Genomic DNA, 19948 nt, shown 5'->3' with positions numbered 1-19948 from the left:
TGGAATATACGATCCGGTCTGATCAGCGCTCTTGCGGTCCGATGGGCCAGCCGAGCGCCCCGAAGGCCGCGTTCAACGCGATCTCGGTCTGGGTGGCCAGCGCGTCCACGCTGGCGTACATGCTGATCACATTGTCGGTGCGGCAGCCCACCGGATCGGCCGCGCCGGGAGCCAGCCGCGACTTGATCCAGTTGAAGGCATCGGCCATGCCGAGCGTGGTCAGCGTCAGATGCTCGCTGAGGTGATCGCGCTTGTAGTAGACGGAAGTGCCACCGTCACACCACTGTTGGACCATGCGGTCGTTGGTGTACCACGGCACCGCCTCGTCGTAGACGCCTTGATAGACCATGGTCGGCGCGGTCGGCGGATTGCTGCCCAGCACCGTTGAATCGAAGACCTCCTTGATCTCGGGCAAGGCCAGGAAATCCGCGATCGGAATCGTCAGCATCCGTTGGTAATCGGTGAACATCAGATTCAGCACATTGCGCACCAGGCACTGATTCGCGGTCCGGTCCATGACCGCCCGGCCCTCCGGCGTCAGGTACTTGTCGGTGGTCTCCGCGAACTTCGGGTACGCATTGCGCAGTGACGCGATCCCGACGCCGATCAGGCTGGCGAACATGGAACCGTTGACGTGCAACAGTGATTCGACATCCGAGACCGGCGCACCCATCGCGATGGCCTTCACATTCAGTTCCGGCGCGTAGCTCGGCTGCATCTCCGCCGCCCAGCCGCTGCCCATGCCGCCGCCGGAGTAACCCCACAGGGCGACAGGCGTATTCGCGCCGTCGAGCCCCAGCGGCTGGAACGCCTCGGCGGCGCGCACGCTGTCGAGAATCATGTAGCCGGGTTCCTTGGCGACCGCGAGATGCCCGTTCAGGCCCTCGTAGTCGGGCACATTGATGGCGTAGCCCTGGCTGATGGACGCCGCCAGTTCCAGGTATTCGACGGTGGAGTGAATGCCTTCCAGCGCGGGCAGCCCGCCGCCCTGCTGCAAGACGAACGACGGCGCGCAATTCGGCGAGGTGCTGTCGTAGAAGAACTGGTGCGAGACCAGTGGCCTGCTGTGAGAAGTGTTGGCCCCCTCGGGAATCGCCACCGTGGTGGCCGCCACCGTCGGCTGGCCGAACAGGTCGGTGGTGCGGTAGAGCAACTGCCAGGACCGCACGTGCACCGGCAGCACGGTGAGCACGGCCAACTGCACTTCGCGGCTGCGCAGAATGGTGCCCGGATCGCTGGCCTCGAAGCCGTCGGGTGCTTGATAGAACGGATCTACATTCAGTGGAAGTGGTTGTGCGGCAGCTGTTCCCGCCGTATATCCCCCGAGCAGCACGGCCGAGGCGGCCGTCAATGCCGTGGCGAGCGCGGCTGCGAACAGCCGTCTACCCCGCCTTCGGCGATCCCCTTCGATTGCCACGTCTGTGTTCCCTTCCTCGACGTGACAGCGATTACAACACGGTATCCACTTACCAACAAGATGTCTTTCTGAAATGACCTTGGCTATCGTCTAGGCATGTCCCGCAGCAAATCCGCCGCGCCGACCGACCGGACCCCCGTGCGGCGTCGCATCCGCGGCCTCGACGCCGACGAGCGCAGCGCCCAGCGCCGCCGCCAGCTCCTCACCGCTGCCACCGATCTCTTTGCCCGCCAAAGTTATTCGCTGACCTCGATCGAGCAGATCTGCCAGCACGCCTACGTCGGCACCAAGGGCTTCTACGATCACTTCGACAGCAAGGAAGCCTGCTACACCGCCCTGCTGGAACAAATCAGCACCGGCATCCAGCAACGCGTTGCCCAAACCGCCCTCGACACCACCGATTCGGACTGGCCCACCCGCCGCGCCGCCATCATCGCCGCGTTCGTCCACGCCATCGCCGACGACCCCCGCCTCGCCAAGGTCACCTTCGGCGAGGCGGGCGGCATCTCCCCGGCCGTCGAGGCCCAACGCCGCTCCAACCGCCGCTGGTCCGCCGAATTCCTCAAACACCAATGGCTGCAAGGCGGCCCGGACACCGACCGAACCCTGCTCCCCTTGGCCCTCGCCACCATCGGCGGCATGTTCGAACTGGTCGCAGACTGGCTCCACCACCACGACGACGGCGGCGCCCCGGACTCCGTCGAAACCCTCACCGCCGACCTGACCCATTTCGTCGCCGTCGTAGACGCGGGCCGCACCGCCCTCGCCTAGCAGATCGACCGGTGGTGCACGCGCTACCCAATTGAAACGACATCGGCGACTATGAGGGTCACGTTGCCGGGACCGCCATGGCGCAAGGCCAATTCGATGAGTCGATCGGCGCGCTCACTCGGTGTGACATTCGCCCGCAAGACATCTGCGATTGCCTCTTCACTCACTACGTCCGAAAGTCCGTCGGTGCACAACAGGTAACGGTCTCCGGCGTGGGGTGTGTGATTGGCAACAATCATTTCCGTACGTCTGCCATTGAGAATGCGCGAGGGGTCACCGCGCATGGTAATCCGCGTGAGCTTGCCGTTTCGGAGTCGGTACCCATGTGAGTTACCGATATAGGCCAGCCCGATCGACTGACCTGTGAACAACATCGCGGTGAGTGTGGTGCCCATTCCGGCCAGTTCCCGCTGCTCTGCTGTAAGTGCGGCGATGGCGGTATTGCCCTCTCTTACGGCTTGCCTCAGCTTGGCGACCGGGTCGGCGCCTGGGTCCTCACCGTCCAGCCGGGCCAAGGTCGCGATCATCAGCTGAGAGGCCACCTCGCCAGCGGGTGCGGCGCCGGCGCCGTCGGCCACAGCGAGCAAATGAGCACCGGCGTAGACCGAATCCTCATTGTTCGATGCGACCAGTCCACGATCGGAACGGGCTTGGTATCGCAACGCTAGGCCCTGCGGCAATGGCTGCTGCGGCGGAATCTGCTGAAATGGATATCGCTGTGACAGTGCTTGCTCGGCCGCTGTGGAGAGCTGACCACAAGTGCCATAACGGTCTCCCGGATCCTTGGCCAAAGCCTTGGCGATGATGGCGTCGAAGAGTTCGGGCAGGCCGGGCACATTGTCGCTCGGCTTGGGAGGCGGATCGTAGAGGTGGCCCTTCATCACCGCAGCGACCCTGTTGTCGCCGAATGGGGGTATGCCGCTGAGCAGTCGGTAGAGGGTGCAGCCGAGATGATAGACATCGGTGCGTGGGTCGACCCTATCGCCCAAGATCTGTTCGGGTGCCAGCCAATACATTCGGGGAAAATCCGCGCCTGTCAACTCGGGGACGAGGTTGCCACCGAAGTTGGTGAGCATTGCCCGTTCGGCCTCGTTGTCTCGGCTGAGCAGCACATTGGATGGATCCACCCGGCCATGTGCGACGCCGCTGCGGTGAGCGTGGTCCAATCCGTCTGCCAACTGTGCCGTTAATCGGACCGCACGTCTCGGAGGCAACGGGCCAGGCTCGTTGTCGAGCAGCGCCTGCAAGGTGTCGCCGCCTTCGATGAGCTGGGTCGAGACCCACAAGACAGCATCCGTGGCCGAACTGTGGCCGTGGATTTTGACGATATTTTCGTGCTCGAGGCCGGTGGCTCGTGCCAATTCAGCAAGGAATCTTGTGCGTGACTCGGCGGTGGGTGGATTGGATGCGTTGCGGATCTTCAAGGCGATCGTGTCGTTCCGGTTGCGGTCCCATGCCGAATACACGGACCAGCCCTGTCCCTCGGAAAGCTGGCGTCGGATGAGGAAGTCTCCCAGGGGTTTTCCGGCCTTGGGGACGTCGGGTAGAAGCTGTTTGGGGTCGGCGGCCTTGCTGCTGGCTCTATACGGTGTGGTTCTTGGCCGGCTGGTCCGTGCGAGACTTCTCGACCGTCCACCGAGGGCCGCCACTGCGTCGGCGACCAATTCGCTGCAGGTGCCGAAGCGGTCACCCGGCTGCTTTGCCAAGGCCTTCGCGATCACATCGTCGAAGTCGGTGGGCAGCGCGTACACCACCTGGCTGGGCCGCGGGGGAGTTGAAAATAGATGCGCTCCCATCACTGCGGCGATATCCGCTGCAGGGAAGGGCTTTCGGCCGGTTATAAACTCGTAGAGAGTGCATCCGAGCGAATAGACGTCAGCTCGATGGTCGACCGCAGCGCGCGGGTCGAACCGTTCAGGTGCGGCATAAGCGTAGGTCAACGGGGCTGCCCGTGCGGTCAACGTAGCGTCGAGCGGTCGTGCGATTCCGAAGTCGGTCACGACAACTCGTTCGTCTTGCCCGTCTCGATCTATCAGCAGGTTGAGCGGTTTCACGTCTCGGTGCACAACTCGGTTACCGTGGGCGTGGTCTAGTCCGCGCGCGGCCTGTGCGATGAGCCGTACGGCCCGATCCGCAGGAAGTCGGCCGCCCTCGCGGGTCAAAAGATCCGCAGCGTCGCCTCCGGCTACGTAGCGCATCGAAATCCACAACACGTCATTGTCGGGCCCGCTGAAATCTTCGATGCGAATGATATTTGGATGTTCCAGCGAGGCGATGAGCTCCGCCTCACGGGCGAACCTGCGGCGTAGCTCGAGCCGCGCGGCGATCTTGTCCTCGGTGGCTAGGGTCGGATCGGCTTGTGTATCGTCGAGCAGCACCTTCAACGCCACCTGACGAGGTAATCGCGGATGCCGAGCCAGATACACGGCTCCCATGCCACCGATCGCCAGTACGCGTTCGATCTTGTACCCGGCGAAGACGGTTCCAGGCTGAAATCTCACCCCCGCCAAACCTTTCCAAGTCCTGCTCAAACGCATGATAGACGCCGTGAGCACGGTATGGAGGTGGCCTTGGAGAGGAGGGATCAATCGCGGGAGGTGAGCATGATGTCGCGCAGCGTTTCGCGCAGCCAGGTGTGGGCGGGGTCGGCTTCGTTGCGGGGGTGCCAGGCCAAGGCGTAAGGGAGGGGTGGGGTTTCGACGGGGAGGTCGAAGGTGGTGAGGCCGAGTTGTTCGGCCATGGGGCGGGCGCAGGCGGGGATGTTGCCTAGTAGGTCGCTGTTGCGGAGGAAGAAGAGGGAGCCGGTGATGCCGGCTACGGAGGCGGTTACTTCGCGGCGGAGGCCACGCTGGGCGAGGGCGTCGTCGATGGGGCCGGTGAGGCGGCCGCGGCGGGAGGCGGCGAGGTGGCGGGCGGTGACGTAGTCCGCCAAGCGAATCGTGTTGCCGCGCAATAGGGGATGGTCGGCACGCGCCGTGCCGACCATGCGGTCCTCGAAGACCGGGGCGATGTGGATTTCGGGGGCGCGGTCGCCGATGATGCCCATCTCGAGGTCGGCTTGGCCGTCGCGGAGCATGGGGGTGTCGGTGTGGCCCTCGTTGAGGAAGCGCAGCGTGATGCCGGGGGCCTCGGCGGCGGCGCGTTCGACCAGGGTGGGGCCGAAGACGGCGGCCATGGCGTAGTGGGCCAGGACGGTCAGGTCGCGGGTGACGGTGCGGACGTCGGCGGTGCGGGCGGCGGAGAAGAGGCGTTGCATCCGCTCGACGAGGTCGCGGACCTCCGGCTCGATGGCCAGCGCGTGCGGGGTCGGGACCATGACGCGGCCCGCGCGGACCAGGATCGGGTCGCCGATGCTGCGGCGGATGCGGCCGAGTGCCCGGCTGACCGCCGGCTCGGAGAGGCGGAGGCGTTCGGCCGCGCCGGTCACGCTGTGCTCGGTGAGCAGAGCATCCAGGGTGACCAGCAGGTTCAGGTCCAGGCCCCGGAGGTCGGTGGATTGCGTGCGGTGCATGTATTCCATAATAAAGATGCATTTGAGTAATGCCGTGGGCGGCTTTAGCGTGGAATTCGTTCCGTCCGGATGGTGACGGAATTCCAATTTCCCATTGCCGTTTGGAGTACATCCATGTCCACAGTCGTGTCCGGAGTGCCGGTCACAGAAGCCCGCGTCGCCGGGCCGCCACGCGCGGTGCTGCTCGCTGTCTGCGCCTGCATCATGGTGGCGCAGTCCATGGTGGCGGCGATCAACCTGTCCATTCCCCTGCTGGCCGCCTCGTCGCTGCATCCGCGGCCCGCCGAACTGTTGTGGGCCGTCGACGCCTACGTGATCGTGTTCGCCGCGCTGCTCATTCCGGCCGGGGCGCTCGGCGACCGATACGGGCGCAAGGGCGCATTGCTCACGGGGCTGGGCCTTTTCGCGGCGGGTGCGTTGACCAGCGCCCTGGCCGTGTACCCGGCCGTGCTCATCGCGGGCCGTGCCGTCTCGGGCGCGGGCGCGGCGCTCATCATGCCCGCGACCATGTCGATCCTCGTGCAACTGTCCCCGGACGCGAGGACCCGGGCGCACGCGCTGGCCACCTGGACGCTGTCGCTGGGTCTCGGTGGAGCGCTGGGCAATATCGGTGGCGGGGTGTTGCAGGAGTTCCTGCCGTGGCAGTCGCTGTTCTGGGTGATGGTGCCGACCGGCCTGCTGCTCATGGTGGTGGTCGCGGTGGTCACGCCGAAAACCCCGCGCCGCGAAGCGAATCAGGATCCACTGGGGGCGCTGCTGCTCACCGCCGGATCGGTCGCCCTGCTGTACGGCATCATCGAGGGCCCATCACACGGCTGGGGTTCGGTGGAGGTGCTGGCCGGATTCGGGCTCGGCATCGTCCTGATCGCGGTGCTGATAGGGCATTCGCTGCGCTCGCCGCATCCGCTCATCGACCCGCGCGTCTTCCGCTCCCGGGCGCTGTGCGTGGCCGTATTGGGCACGGCCACCACCTTTTTCGGTCTCTTCGCGCTGTTCTTCGTGAACTCGCAGTACCTGCAATACGTGAAGGGCTTCTCCCCGGCGGCCGCGGGCCTGGCCATCGTGCCGCTCACCATCGGCATGATCCTGGTGCCCCGCTACGCGGTGCGGCTGGAAGCCGGAATGGGGCCGCGGCTTCCGGCGGCGGGCGGGCTGGCCGTCATCGGCGCCGGCCTGCTGCTGGTCGCGACCGCCGACGCGAGCACCCCGTACCCGCTGTACGCGGTCTACCTGGTGCTGCTGTCGTTCGGGATGGGCTTCGCCGCACCGGTGCTCACCACCGGTGTCATGGCCAACCTGCCCGCCGACCGCTCCGGCATGGGCGCCGGATTGAACTCCGCCGCACGCGAATTCGGCGCCGCGATCGGTGTCGCGCTGATCGGCACCCTGATGGCGTCACACGCGGGGGACGGTGCTCACCATCCGGCCGCCTTCGCCGACAGCATGGGCGTCGGCCTCGGCGTCATCGGCGTCCTGGTGCTGGTCTGCGCCGGTGTGGTCGCCCTCGGCTACCGGCGCTGACTCCTCCAACCCGATCCGCTTGTGCAGCGCCGCAAGCGGTTTCGGGGCCCACCAGTTGCCGGTGGACATCAACCGCATGAGCGCGGGGGCGAGCAGGCCGCGAATGATGGTGGCATCCGAGACCACCGCCAACGCCAGCCCGATGCCGAACAACTTCATGGGCGCGACCTCGGAGGTGGCCACCGCCAGCAGCACCACCGCCATCAAACCCGCGGCGGCAGTGAAGATCCGGCCGGTGCGGGCCACCCCGAGCGCCACCGAGCGAGTATTGGCCGCCGGACCGCGATCCGAGGCCAGCCACTCCTCGCGAATCCGCGACAGCAGGAAGACCTCGTAGTCCATGGACATGCCGAAGGCCAGGCAGAACATGAGGATCGGCATGAACAGATCGAGGCTGCCGGTCGAGGTGAAGCCGAGCAGGCTCGACAGGTGGCCCTGCTCGAAGATCCAGATCATCGCGCCGAAGGTCGCGGTCAGCGAGAGCATGTTCAGTAGCAATGCCTTCACCGGGAGCACGACGCTGCCGGTGAACAGGAACAGCAGGATCAGCGTGATGATCGCGATCAGTCCGGCCGCCAACGGGATTCGGCTGATCACCGAGTCCATGGTGTCCTCGTTCAACGCGGCCGCGCCGCCGAAGAGCACCTCGCCGGGCGCGGGCACCGCGCGCAGCGCCGCGAGTTGCGCCTTGCCCTCGGCGGAGTACGGGGCGACCGTGGTGCCGACGGAGAGATAGGTCCCGCCGGGCCCGATCATCTGCGGCACACCGGCCGCCATCTTCTGACCGGTCGCGTACACGCCGTCGCCGGACAGCACCGCGGCGACGCCCGGCACCTCCGACAGCTGCTTGGCGTACGCGCCGATTTCCCCTGCGTCACCGTGGAATCCGGGCAGGGTCACCACCGCGCTGGAGGCCATATCGGCATTGAAGTCCTGCCGCAGCGCGTCACCCACCTGGCGGCTGGACGCGAACGTCCCGATCACGCGATCGTCCGGCGTCCCGAAATGCGCCTTCAGGAACGGTGATCCGAGCGCGAGCAGCACCGCCGCCGCGACCACCGCGACCGGCAGGGCGCGCTTCATCACCCCGGTGACGAGCCGGTACCAGAACGTCCGCTCGATCGGCTTCGGTGCCGGCTCGCCGCGACCGAGCAGGCGGCGCACCGGTTTCCGCAGATCCCAGGCATTCACCCGATCGCCGAGCAGCACCAGCGCGGCGGGCAGCAGCAGCACCGACGCGCCCACCGCCGCCACCACGACGGCGACACCGGCGTAGGCGAAGGACTTGAAGAACGGCTGCGGGAACACCGCCAGCGCGGCCAGTGCGAGGGCGACGGTCAGCCCGGAGAACACCACGGTGCGGCCCGCCGTTTGCACCGAGCGCAGGATCGCGGCACGGGTATCGAGCCCGTTGCCGAGCTCCTCGCGATAGCGACTGACGATGAACAGGCTGTAGTCGATGGCCAGCGCCAGCCCGAGCGCACTGGTCATATTGAGCGCGAAGATCGACACGTCCATGACCGTGGTGAGCCCGCGCAGAATGCCGAGCGTCGCGGCGATCGCGAACAGCCCCACGCCGACCGGCAGCAGCGCCGCGATCACGCTGCCGAACACCAGCACCAGCAGCAGCGCCGACACCGGCACCGCGATGGCCTCGGCCAGCAGCAGATCCTTCTCGACCTGATGGTTGATGTCGGCGAAGGTGCCCGCCATGCCGCCGACCCGCACCTGCACGCCGTCGTGGTCGCCGTTCAGTTCGGTGGAAATATCGGCGGCCCGGGTCTGCACCTCGGTGTCGGTGCCGGTGACCGTGGCCATGATGAGCCCGCGGTTGCCGTCCTTGCTCTTCAGCGCGGTGGCCAGATCGGCGCGGGTGGTGAGGCTGGTCCAATAGGACTGCACCCCGGTCACATTCGGATTGTCGCCGAGTTCGTCGGTGACGCGCTGCGCCTCGGCGCGCACGTCCGGGCTGTTGACGCCGCCGTCGCCGCTCACCATGACGATGAGATTCGGATTGCCGCCGGGGAAGTTCTTCGTGATGAAGTCGTTGGCGCGCACCGACTCCAGCGAGTCCGTCAGATAGCCGCCGCCGACCATGTGGTCCTTCACGGTGGCCCCGAAGCCACCGCAGATCAGCATGAGCAACAGCGCGGCGACCAGGACCGCGCGCGGGCGTGCCATGGCGAACCGGGCAGAACTGGTCAACATTGACGCAACCTCCGACGGTCTTCAGACGTCGGAACGGTAGCGTTCCTGGTCTACCGCTCGGTAGGTGCAGTGACCATGGTCATGGTGATGTGGTTCAGCTATCAAACAGCTTTCGCGACTCGACCGCGAACCTCGCCGAGCTCCAGGTGGCCGCCGCCGACCGCGGGAGCGGTGGCGGTGATGACGATTTCGTCGCCGTCGTTGAGGAAGGTGCGCTGCACCCCGTTCAACTCGATGGGTTCGGTGCCGCCCCAGCTCATTTCCATCAGCGACCCGCGCTCGCCGCGTTCCGCCCCGGAAATGGTGCCGGAGGCGAACAGGTCGCCGGTGCGGGTGGAGGCCCCGTTCACCGTCATGTGCGCGAGCATCTGCGCGGGCGACCAGTACATGCGCCGGAACGGGGGAGTGGAGACCAGTTGGTTGTTCCAGCTGACCCGTAACTCGATATCCAGCCCCCAGGCCGCCTCGTCGCGCAGATACGGCAGCGGTTCGGGCACCTGCGCGGGCAGCGGAATCCGTGCCTCGGTCAGCGCGTCCAGCGGAGTCACCCACGCCGACAGGCTGGTTGCGAAGGACTTGCCGAGGAACGGGCCCAGCGGTTGCCCCTCCCACGCCTGGATGTCGCGCGCCGACCAGTCGTTGACCAGCGCCACCCCGAAGACGTGCTCGGCGAATTCACCGGTCCCGATGGGCGTGCCGAGGGGCGACCCCGCACCCACCAGAAAACCCAGCTCGGCCTCGATGTCCAGGCGGCGGCTGGGCCCGAAATCCGGTGCGCCGGAATCAGTCCGGCGCTGCCCGTGCGGCCGGATGATCTCGGTGCCCGACACCACCACCGTGCCCGAGCGCCCGTGATACCCCACCGGCAGATGCCGCCAATTCGGCAGCAGCGGTTCCCCGTTCGGCCGCAGCATGCTGCCGAGCGCGGTGGCGTGATCGAGGCTGGCGTAGAAGTCGACATAGTCGCCGATCTCCACCGGCAGATCCAGCCGCACCGCCCGCACATCGTGCACCGCCGCCGCGGGCAGCTCCGCGTCGGCCGCCGCGGTGACCCGCTCGCGCACCTCCCGCCAGCACTGCGGGCCCTGCGTCATGAAGGCGTTCAGGCTGGGCTGATGGAACATCGGATCATCCAGCGCCACCGCCAGATCGATGATCGAATCACCCAGCCGCACCCCTACCCGCGGCTCCTCGCCCAGCGGGCGGAACACGCAGTACGGCAGGTGGGTCGGCCCGAACCCGGACCCTTCCGGCACCTCGATACGCACCCGGCTGCTCATCTCCCCTTGCACCTTCCCCGTCACCTGCCCGCTCCGCTCGACACTCAAATCCACTGGCTCGGGCCGCGACCCGACCAGGTCCAGGCGTAGCCCGGATCCTCACACGCCAACGCACCCTCACCCAGCTGCAACGGATGGAAGGTGTCCACCATGACCGCCAGCTCGTCGAAGAACTCGAGGCCGATACTGCGCTCGTAGGCCCCCGGCTGCGGCCCGTGCGCGTATCCGCCCGGATGCACTGACACCGAACCCAGCCCGATGCCGGATCCCTTGCGCGCCTCGTAATCTCCGCCGCAATAGAACATGATCTCGTCGGAGTCCACATTGGAGTGGTAGTAGGGCACCGGAATCGAGAGCGGGTGGTAGTCCACCTTGCGCGGCACGAAATTACAGATCACGAAGTTCTGGCCCTCGAACGCCTGATGCGCGGGCGGCGGCTGATGCACACGGCCGGTGATGGGTTCGAAATCGGCGATGTCGAAGGTGAACGGGTACAGGCAGCCGTCCCAACCCACCACATCGAACGGATGGGTGGCGTACACCATGCTGGTGCCCACGATCTGACCGGCCGGGCGATGCTTGACCAGCACCTCCACATTCTCGCCCGTCGCGGTCGCGAGTTCGGTGGGCGCGTGCAGATCCCGCTCGCAGTACGGGGAATGCTCCAGGAACTGGCCGTATTTCGAGAGGTACCGCTTGGGTGGGGTGATGTGCCCCGAGCCCTCGATGAGATAGGCACGCAACGGTTCCGGCCCGTCCGGAATCCAGCGGTGGGTGGTGGCGCGCGGGATCAGCACCTGATGTCCCTGCCGCACCGGCAGTGACCCGAACACGGTTTCCACCCGCCCGGAACCGGATTCGATATAGGCGAGCTCGTCACCGACGGCATTGCGGTACAGCGCCGATTCCCGCAGCGCCGCCACATACGAGATGCGCACATCGGCATTGCCGAGCAGCAGCCGCCGCCCCGTCACCACATCGCTCTCGCCCGGTTTGTCGCCGAGGAACAGTTCGTGCAGTTTCAGATGCCGGTGCCGCAGTGGATGATTCGGGTAGAGCCGCTGCTCGGGCAGCGTCCACACCGACGAATCCACAATGGCCGGAGGCAATCCCCGGTGATAGAGCAGTGAGGAGTCGCCGGAGAAGCCCTCTTCTCCCATCAGCTCTTCGTAATAGAGCTGACCTTGCGCATCCCGATGCTGGGTGTGCCGCTTGGGTGGCACCGAACCGACCTGCCGATAGAACGTCATCGCCGTCTCCCGCATTGACCGATGGTCCGTTTCCCATCGTAGCCATCGGATTGCGGGTGCGGCCCCGATTTCAGGCGTGCCGCAAGGCTCTGTAGACGGCCGCTCCGATGAACTCGCCCAACGTGTCCGGGGTCCAGTCGCCCGGGTCGGTGAGCAGGGTGCGCACCGCGCCCTCACCGGCCGAAACCCACAGTTCGACCAGGGCCGGAAGCTTACGTTCGGCCTCGTCGGTACCCCACGCCTTCAGCGTCGGCCGCAGCCGCCGGGTGCAGCGCTCGACCGCGAGTATCCGCCCCTTGCCGAACGAATCCGCCACGGCCGGATCGGGATTCCCGTACAGCAGTCGCCAGCTGTCGGGCCGCTGCGACACGGTGTGCAGCAGCGCGCGGAAGCCCTCCACGAACACCGCCTCGTCGGCCTCGACGCGGCGGCGCGGCAGCACATCCAGAATGCCCGCGACCAGGTATTCCTCTTCCCGCTGAATCAGCGCCTGGAGCAGTTCGACCCGATCGGTGAAGCAGGCGTAGACGACGGGCCGGGTCACCTTCATGCGGTCGGCGACGGCGGCGATGGTCACCGCGGCGATGCCGTCCGCGACGGCGATCTCGAGTGCGGTGTCGAGGACCTGCGGGCGCCGGCGTTCGGGACCCAGATGCCGCGCGCGCTGGCGTGGTCGTATCGCCGAATCGGTACCCATGCGCACCGACGATAGCAGTGTGCGCGGAGGAGGGAACGGCTGGTCCGCAGGGGTAACAAGATCGTTTCCTACATCACTGCACAAAAATGCTACATTCACGTAGGAAACCACCCGGTGGAGCCGAGGACGCCCCCGGCCGGAGGAGATGGATCCCGATGAGTCAGACCCTGTTCAACCCGAAGACCTGCGACTTCGCCGAGTTCGACGCGGAGACCCGGCGACTGCTGCGCGCCACCGTCGATTACTTCGAGGCCTTCGGCAAGGTACGGCTCCTGGCCGAGAGCCGGGACCGGGTCTGGTACGCCGACTTCCTGGACTTCATCAAGCGCGAGCGTGTCTTCGCGACCTTCCTGACGCCGGCCGGGCAGGCGGGCGGCGACGCCAACAAGCGCTGGGACACCGCGCGCATCGCCATGATGAGCAAGATCCTGGGCTTCTACGGCATGCAGTACTGGTACGTCTGGCAGGTCACGATTCTCGGCCTGGGCCCGATCTGGCAGAGCGCGAACCAGGAAGCCAAGGCTCGTGCGGCCGCGCTGCTGGAATCCGGCGAGATCTTCGCGTTCGGCCTGTCCGAGCAAGAGCACGGCGCGGACATCTACTCCACCGACATGGTGCTCGAGCCGAAACCCCGTGGCGGCTACACCGCCACCGGCGGCAAGTACTACATCGGCAACGGCAATCTCGCGGGCATGGTGTCGGTGTTCGGCCGCCGCGCCGACAAACCGATCATCGACTCCGCGGACTTCCTGCGGAAGATGACCGACGAGGAGTACTCCGGCTACCTGTTCTTCGCCGCCGACTCCCGGCACAAGAACTACAAGCTCCGCAAGAACGTCGTCGACTCCCAGATGTACGTCGCCGCTTTCGATCTCAACGAATACCCCGTCGCCGAATCCGACATCCTGCACACCGGGCGCGCGGCCTTCGACGCCGCCATGAACACCGTGAATGTCGGCAAGTTCAACCTCGGTTTCGGCGCGGTCGGCGCGTGCGAGCACGCCATGTTCGAGGCGGTGAACCATGCCCACAACCGAATGCTGTTCGGGCACCGCGTGACCGAGTTCCCGCAGGTGAAATCGCTGCTCGCGGACAGCTACGCGCGGCTGATCGGCATGAAGCTCTACAGTGAGCGGGCCATCGACTACATGCGCAGCGCCAATGAGAACGACCGGCGCTACCTGCTTTTCAACGCCATCGAGAAGATGTCGGTCACCCGGCACGGGCAGAAGCTCTACGAGGACCTCGCCGATGTGATCGCGGCGCGCGGCTTCGAGAACGACATGTACTTCCCCATGGCCATGGTCGGCATGTTCGGCCTGCCGCGCCTCGAGGGCACCGTGCACGTGAACATGGCCCTGTCGCTGAAGTTTATGCCCAACTTCATGTTCCATCCCGCCGACGCCGCCCTGGCCGCGCTGCGCTACCTGCCCGGCGCGGGTGTCGCACCCAAGGGTGCGGTGCGCGCGGTGTCCGGCGCGCTGAGCTGGACCAGCCGCCGTGCCGGTGGCCCGGCCGCCAAGGCGGTTCCGGCGCTGCGGGCCGAATTCGCCCGGGCCGCACACGCTCCCGTGCCTACCCGCCGCGACAGCGCCGACGACGAATTCCTGTTCCGGCAGGGCCCGAGCAGCGGTCTGGGCAAGATCCGCTTCACCGACTGGCGTCCGGTGTTCGAGAAGTTCGCGCACATCCCGAATGTCGCGGTCTTCCTGGAACAGGCCCTCGCCTTCCAGACCCTGCTGGCCGCCGCCACCCCGACCGCGCAGCAGCAGGAGGACGTCGACTTCCTCTTCGCCCTCGGCGAGCTGTTCACGACCCTGCCCTACGCCCAGCTCATCCTCGAGCAGGCCGAGATCGCCGGAGCCGACGAGGCCGTCCTCGACCAACTCTTCGACCTCTTCGTACGCGAGTTCTCCAAGCACGCCCTGACCCTGCACACCAAGCCCACCGCGACCAAGGCCCAACAGGTCCGCGCCCTGGACCTGGTCCGCCGTCCGATCGCCGATTCGGCGCGTTTCGAGAAGGTGTTGACGCAGGTCACGGGCCTCGCCGGTGTGTACGAGATGAACCCCTGAATCAAATGCTACATTCGTGAATGAATAGGCTGAATCGCCTAGCCATCGACACTGCAAAGGAGCAGAACGATGACGGAGAAGACCGCGCGTCCCCAGTTCGACGCCCCGGCCCGCACCATCCGCGAGGTCGATTACGGATTCTTCGGTCCGGGCTCACCCACCTGGAAGGTGTGGACCGCGCCCACCGCGCTCATCGGATTCCAGCGCGCGGTCACGCTCGAGCACTTCGACCCGGATCTGACCGCGGCCGTGGCCGATGTCGGTGGCATCTACTCCGACCCGCGCGGCCGCCTCGATCACACCTTCGCCTACTTCCTCATCGCGGCCGTGGCCGACAGCCGCATGGCGATCGAGGCGTCCGAGCACCTCATGCAGGTGCACGCCAAGGCCACCGGCATCGAGCCGATCAGCGGAAAGCGCTACAGCGCAAACAATCCCGACTCGCAGCTGTGGATCCACGTCACCGGCTGGCATTCGGTGCTCAAGTGCTACGAGATGTACGGACCGGGTCCGCTGAGCCCGGAGGAGGAAGCGCAGTACTGGCGGGAGTGCGTCATCGCCGCCGAATTGCAGACCTGCCGCCTCGAGGACGTCCCGACTTCCCGCGAGGAGGTGCGCGAGTACTTCGAGCGGGTGCGCCCGCAGCTGTGCAGCTCCGAACGCGCCCGCCGCGGCATGCACTATCTGTTGTTCACGCCCGGTGAGAAGGGCATGGCCCTGTGGGCGGGCAGCCGTCTGGTGGCCCCGGCGGCCATCGCCACGCTGCCGAAATGGATGCGCGAGACCGGCGGTTTCGACCAGCCGGGCGTGCTCGACGCCGCCTACCCGCCCGCGGTGCGCACGGCCATGGCGGCGCTGAAGAACGATCAGCTGAAACTGAAGGTGGCCAAGCACTTCATCGGTCGTATGACTGGTCGCTTGCTCGAGGAGCACATGCGAGCCGGGGTTCCCACGAATCCGGTGACCGTCACTCCGGCGCAGGCCAAGGAACTGTACGGCCGTTCAGCACGCTCGAGCGCATAACGGCGCGGTTAACATTTCGGGGTTTTCGCCGGTCGTGACGACCATCTCGGGTCAAGAGGCTTGCCTACGCTTGCGTAACCGGACGAGCGTACGGCAACCTCGCCCTTGATCTTCGAGATTCGCTCGAAAAGTCAAGACTCAGCCGAGGAGGCCCTTCCGTGTCCCACTACAAGGCGAACCTACGAGACATCGAGTTCAACTTGTTCGAGGTACTGGGTATCGGGGAACTGCTGGACCAGGGTGCCTACGGCGACCTGGACGCCGACACCGCGCGCGAGATGCTCGCCGAGGCGAAGCGCCTCGCGGAGGGGCCGATCGCGGAATCCTTCGTCGACGCCGACCGCAATCCGGTGGTGTTCCTGCCGGATCAGCACACCATCACCGTGCCGGAGTCGCTGAAGAAGACCGTCGCCGCGGTCAACGAGGCGGGCTACTCGGGTCTGGGCATGTCCGAGGACATGGGCGGCGTGCCCGCGCCCAACGCCCTCATCTGGGGCATCCAGGAAATGATCGTGGCCGCCAACAACTCGGCCTCCTTCTTCAACATGGGTCCGCTCATGCACAAGGTGCTCTTCGACGAGGGCACCGAGGAGCAGAAGAAGTGGGCCGCCTACGCCTGGGAAAACCGCTGGGGCGGAACCATGGTGCTGACCGAGCCCGACGCGGGCTCCGATGTCGGCATGGGCCGCACCAAGGCGATCCAGCAGGCCGACGGGACCTGGCACATCGAGGGCGTGAAGCGCTTCATCTCCGGCGGCGACGTGGGCGACACCGCCGCCAACATCTTCCACCTGGTGCTGGCCCGCCCCGAGGGCGCCGGACCGGGCACCAAGGGCCTGTCGCTGTTCGTGGTGCCGCGCTTCCTGTTCGACACCGAGACCATGGCCATCGGCGCCAAGAACGGCGCGCTGGTCACCGGCGTCGAGCACAAGATGGGCATCAAGTCCTCGCCCACCTGTGAGATCACCTTCGGCGGGGCCACCCCGGCCGTCGGCTACCTGGTCGGCGACGTGCACAACGGCATCGCGCAGATGTTCAAGGTCATCGAGAACGCGCGGATGATGGTGGGCACCAAGGCCACCGGCGCGCTGTCCACCGGTTACCTCAACGCCCTCGAGTACGCCAAGCAGCGCGTGCAGGGCGCGGACCTGACCCAGATGGCCGACAAGGCCGCCCCGCGCGTCACCATCACCCACCACCCGGACGTGCGCCGCTCGCTGGCCACCCAGAAGGGCTACGCCGAGGGCCTGCGCGCGCTGTACATGTACTGCGCCTCCTACCAGAACGCCGATGTGGCGCAGGCCAATTACGGTGTCGACGCCGAGCTGGCGGAGAAGGTCAACGACCTGCTGCTGCCGATCGTCAAGGGCTGTGGCTCGGATCGCGCCTACGAGAGCCTGACCGAATCGCTGCAGACCCTGGGCGGCTCCGGTTACCTGCAGGACTACCCGATCGAGCAGTACATCCGCGACTGCAAGATCGACTCCCTGTACGAGGGCACCACCGCCATCCAGGCGCAGGACTTCTTCTTCCGCAAGATCATTCGCGACAAGGGCGTGGCGCTCGGCCACGTCGCGGGTCTGATCAAGAAGTTCGTCGACGGCGGCCCGGACCAGTTCAAGGTCGAGCGCGGACTGCTCGGCACCGCGCTGGAGGACGTGCAGGGCATCGCGGCCACTCTGACCGGCTACCTGTTCGCCTCGCAGCAGCAGGTCGACGAGCTCTACAAGGTCGGCCTCGGCTCGGTCCGATTCCTGTACGCCGTGGGCGATCTCGTCATCGCGTGGCGTCTGCTGGAGCAGGCCGCCATCGCGCAGGCGGCGCTGGACGCCGGTGCGGACGAGAAGGACAAGAACTTCTACACCGGCAAGGTCGGTGTCGCGTCCTGGTTCGCGAAGAACAAGCTGCCGCTGATCACGGGCGTTCGCACCGTCATCGAGAGCATCGACAACGACATCATGAAGCTCGACGAGGCTGCGTTCTAAGGTCTCTCGGATGCGTGTCCTGTCGGCGAGCCACGACTCGCCGATAGGACACGCACACTTCGTTTTGTGACCTGCTGTGTTGTGTCGTTCCCAACGGGTACAACTACGGAATGGTCTTCCCGGTAACCTTCGGCTGGATTCAGATTCTGCTGCTGGTGCTAGGCATCGGCGCGCTCGCGCTTCTGGTCACGGCGGTTTTCAAGGCGCGCAAGGTCGGCTGGCGGGTGCTCGCCGGGCGCGGCGCGGGCGCGGTCGGACTCGTGCTCGTCGCGGTGGTGATCCTGTGGATCACCACGCTGTTGCAGACGTTCCTCGGGCTCACCGGGGAGGTGAAGGCCGCCCACATCGAGGCCAAACCCGTTGCGGGGCAGGAACACATGATGACCGTGGACCTCACCCTGTACGGCGACAAGGACCACGCCGACAAGCACGAGACCTATCAGGTCGAAGGCGATATGTGGGTGTTGCAGGCCAATATCGTCGAACTCGAGCCGTGGGTGAACGCGCTCGGCTTCCACTCCGGCTATAAGGTGACCCGCATCTACGGCCAGCGGCTCGACGGCATCGCCACCAAGCAGAACCAGATCTTCCTCAACGGCAGCGACGCCGACTTCTTCCAGGACATGAAGGATCAGTCCTGGTACACAAAGCCTTTCGTGAAGTCGGCGTACGGCAACGCGGTGATCGCCACACCGGGGACGTACGACGTCTTCATCTCCCGCGACGCCATCAAGACCAGGCCGGTTTAGCGCCTTACTCGGCGAGCTCGGCCACCACGGGCGCATGATCGCTGGCGCCCTTGCCCTTTCGCTCCTCGCGGTCCACGTTCGCCTCGGTGACGCGGGCCGCCAGGGCGGGGGAGGCCAGGATGTAGTCGATGCGCATGCCCTCGCGGCGCGGGAAGCGCAGCTGGGTGTAGTCCCAGTAGGTGTAGACGCCCGGACCGGGGTGGAACGGGCGCATCACGTCGCTGAAGCCCGCCTCGCCGAACGCGTCGAAGGCGTCGCGCTCGGGCTCGGACACGTGGGTCTTGCCCTCGAAGAACTCCGGCGACCAGACATCCAGGTCGGTCGGGGCGATATTCCAGTCGCCGACCAGCGCGATCTGTGCGTCCGGATCCTCCGACAGCCACTTGCTGCCCGCATTGCGCAGCGCGGCAAGCCATTCCAGCTTGTAGGTGTAGTGCGGATCGTCCAGGGCGCGGCCGTTGGGCACGTACAGGCTCCACACCCGCACCCCGCCGCAGGTCGCGCCGATCGCGCGGGCCTCCACCACCGGCGTGCTCAGCAGCGACTCCCCGGCGTCCTTGTCGAACCCGGGCTGATCCGGGAAGCCGATCTCGACATCCTCGAGCCCGACGCGGGAGGCGATGGCCACCCCGTTCCACTGGTTCAGGCCCACGTGCGCGACCTCGTACCCGGCGGCCTCGAACGCCTCGAACGGGAACTGCTCGTCCTTGCACTTGGTTTCCTGCATGGCCAGCACGTCGACGTCGGCGCGGTCCAGCCAGGCCAGCACCCGATCCTGCCGGGTGCGAATCGAATTCACGTTCCAGGTAGCGATGCGCACGAGCGGTGAACCTTTCAGCAATAGTGTCTTTCGAAAATCGGGTCGCTCGATAATCGAGCGTGACGATCAGGGCGCGGCGTACCGGTAGCGGTGGTGCTCGACGAAGCCCATCTCTCCATACAACGCCTGCGCGGCGTCGTTGTCGTCCGACACCTGCACGTACGCGTGCGTCGCCCCGCGCGTCTGGCCCCAGCGAATCATCTCCGCGCACACCAGCGAGCCCAGCCCGTGACGGCGATGCCCGGCCGCCACCGCCACGCAGGTCAGGCCCACCCATTTGCGCCCGTCCGGCGCGGTGGTGAGCGCCGCCCGGCCGATGGCGAGCGGCGTCGGCAAACCCAGTGTGGCGAAGGTGACTTCACCGTCGCGCACCGCGGTCAGCACCTCCACCGAAGGGGTGGAGCCGACATCGGTGTCCCCGCCGCGATGCCGGTGCGTGGACAGCCACGCCCCGTCCGGCTCGGTGGTGAACCGCACCATCGGCGGACCCTGCGGCAGCATGATGTTCGCGATGTCGGCCGCCATCACCTGGGTTTCGTTCCAGCTGCGCCACCCCGCGGGCGCGGTGGCCAGCCGATCGGGCAGTTGCAGCACCAGCGGCAGGCCGTGCGCGGAGTACCACTCGCATGGCCGTCCTCGCC

The 19948-nt window shown here is 66.4% G+C and carries 14 protein-coding genes and 1 pseudogene; 6 read left to right on the top strand and 9 right to left on the bottom strand.

Annotation, left to right across the window (positions count from 1 at the left end; all coding sequences use genetic code 11):
• Positions 1–22: 22 nt before the first annotated feature.
• Positions 23–1417, bottom strand: a complete 1395-nt coding sequence (locus ACWELQ_RS03800; protein ID WP_452395496.1) for a lipase family protein — start codon at positions 1415–1417, stop codon at positions 23–25.
• Positions 1418–1513: 96 nt separating this feature from the next.
• Here ACWELQ_RS03800 and ACWELQ_RS03795 point away from each other — a divergent pair, with 96 nt between their 5' ends.
• Positions 1514–2188 carry a TetR/AcrR family transcriptional regulator gene (locus ACWELQ_RS03795; RefSeq protein ID WP_452395495.1) on the top strand — a complete coding sequence of 225 codons (675 nt, stop codon included), beginning with the start codon at positions 1514–1516 and terminating at the stop codon, positions 2186–2188.
• A 23-nt stretch (positions 2189–2211) separates the two neighbouring features.
• On the opposite strand, the gene ACWELQ_RS03790 is transcribed toward ACWELQ_RS03795, so the two are convergent.
• Both ACWELQ_RS03790 and ACWELQ_RS03785 read right to left on the bottom strand, forming a co-directional pair.
• Entirely contained in the window at positions 2212–4689 is a 2478-nt protein-coding gene (locus tag ACWELQ_RS03790) for a protein kinase domain-containing protein (RefSeq protein ID WP_452395494.1), read from the bottom strand.
• An 83-nt stretch (positions 4690–4772) separates the two neighbouring features.
• A complete protein-coding gene (locus ACWELQ_RS03785) occupies positions 4773–5699 on the bottom strand; it encodes a LysR family transcriptional regulator (protein WP_452395493.1) in 927 nt (308 codons plus the stop codon).
• Between the two features lie 69 nt (positions 5700–5768).
• On the opposite strand from ACWELQ_RS03785, the pseudogene ACWELQ_RS03780 reads away from it, so the two are divergent.
• A pseudogene (locus ACWELQ_RS03780) lies at positions 5769–7055 on the top strand (MFS transporter); the annotation flags it as partial.
• A gap of 39 nt (positions 7056–7094) precedes the next feature.
• Here ACWELQ_RS03780 and ACWELQ_RS03775 read toward each other — a convergent pair.
• The 4 genes from ACWELQ_RS03775 to ACWELQ_RS03760 all read right to left on the bottom strand — a co-directional run bounded on the left by ACWELQ_RS03775 (position 7095) and on the right by ACWELQ_RS03760 (position 12655).
• Entirely contained in the window at positions 7095–9428 is a 2334-nt protein-coding gene (locus ACWELQ_RS03775; RefSeq protein WP_452395492.1) for an MMPL family transporter, read from the bottom strand.
• A 101-nt stretch (positions 9429–9529) separates the two neighbouring features.
• Positions 9530–10708: a fumarylacetoacetase gene (gene fahA, locus ACWELQ_RS03770; protein ID WP_452395491.1), complete on the bottom strand. Its 1179-nt coding sequence runs from the start codon at positions 10706–10708 to the stop codon at positions 9530–9532.
• A 44-nt stretch (positions 10709–10752) separates the two neighbouring features.
• Positions 10753–11958: a homogentisate 1,2-dioxygenase gene (locus tag ACWELQ_RS03765; RefSeq protein ID WP_452395490.1), complete on the bottom strand. Its 1206-nt coding sequence runs from the start codon at positions 11956–11958 to the stop codon at positions 10753–10755.
• 70 nt (positions 11959–12028) lie between these two features.
• Positions 12029–12655, bottom strand: a complete 627-nt coding sequence (locus tag ACWELQ_RS03760) for a TetR/AcrR family transcriptional regulator (RefSeq protein WP_452395489.1) — start codon at positions 12653–12655, stop codon at positions 12029–12031.
• A 155-nt stretch (positions 12656–12810) separates the two neighbouring features.
• Here ACWELQ_RS03760 and ACWELQ_RS03755 point away from each other — a divergent pair, with 155 nt between their 5' ends.
• The 4 genes from ACWELQ_RS03755 to ACWELQ_RS03740 all read left to right on the top strand — a co-directional run bounded on the left by ACWELQ_RS03755 (position 12811) and on the right by ACWELQ_RS03740 (position 18487).
• A complete protein-coding gene (locus tag ACWELQ_RS03755; protein WP_452395488.1) occupies positions 12811–14730 on the top strand; it encodes an acyl-CoA dehydrogenase in 1920 nt (639 codons plus the stop codon).
• 69 nt (positions 14731–14799) lie between these two features.
• Positions 14800–15753, top strand: coding sequence for an oxygenase MpaB family protein (locus ACWELQ_RS03750; RefSeq protein WP_452395487.1), 954 nt, complete (start codon positions 14800–14802; stop codon positions 15751–15753).
• 158 nt (positions 15754–15911) lie between these two features.
• The gene (locus tag ACWELQ_RS03745) at positions 15912–17738 is read left to right on the top strand and encodes an acyl-CoA dehydrogenase (protein WP_452395486.1); all 1827 of its coding nucleotides are present in this window, start codon (positions 15912–15914) and stop codon (positions 17736–17738) included.
• A 110-nt stretch (positions 17739–17848) separates the two neighbouring features.
• Complete coding sequence (locus tag ACWELQ_RS03740) at positions 17849–18487, top strand: hypothetical protein (protein WP_452395485.1); 639 nt, start codon at positions 17849–17851, stop codon at positions 18485–18487.
• 4 nt (positions 18488–18491) lie between these two features.
• Here ACWELQ_RS03740 and ACWELQ_RS03735 read toward each other — a convergent pair whose 3' ends face one another.
• Entirely contained in the window at positions 18492–19307 is an 816-nt protein-coding gene (locus ACWELQ_RS03735; RefSeq protein ID WP_452395484.1) for an exodeoxyribonuclease III, read from the bottom strand.
• Positions 19308–19373: 66 nt separating this feature from the next.
• A partial coding sequence (locus tag ACWELQ_RS03730; RefSeq protein WP_452395483.1) for a GNAT family N-acetyltransferase occupies positions 19374–19948 on the bottom strand: 575 nt, incomplete at its 5' end.

This window comes from Nocardia sp. NPDC004722 (assembly GCF_053601505.1).
This window is presented reverse-complemented; position numbering and strand designations above follow the sequence as displayed.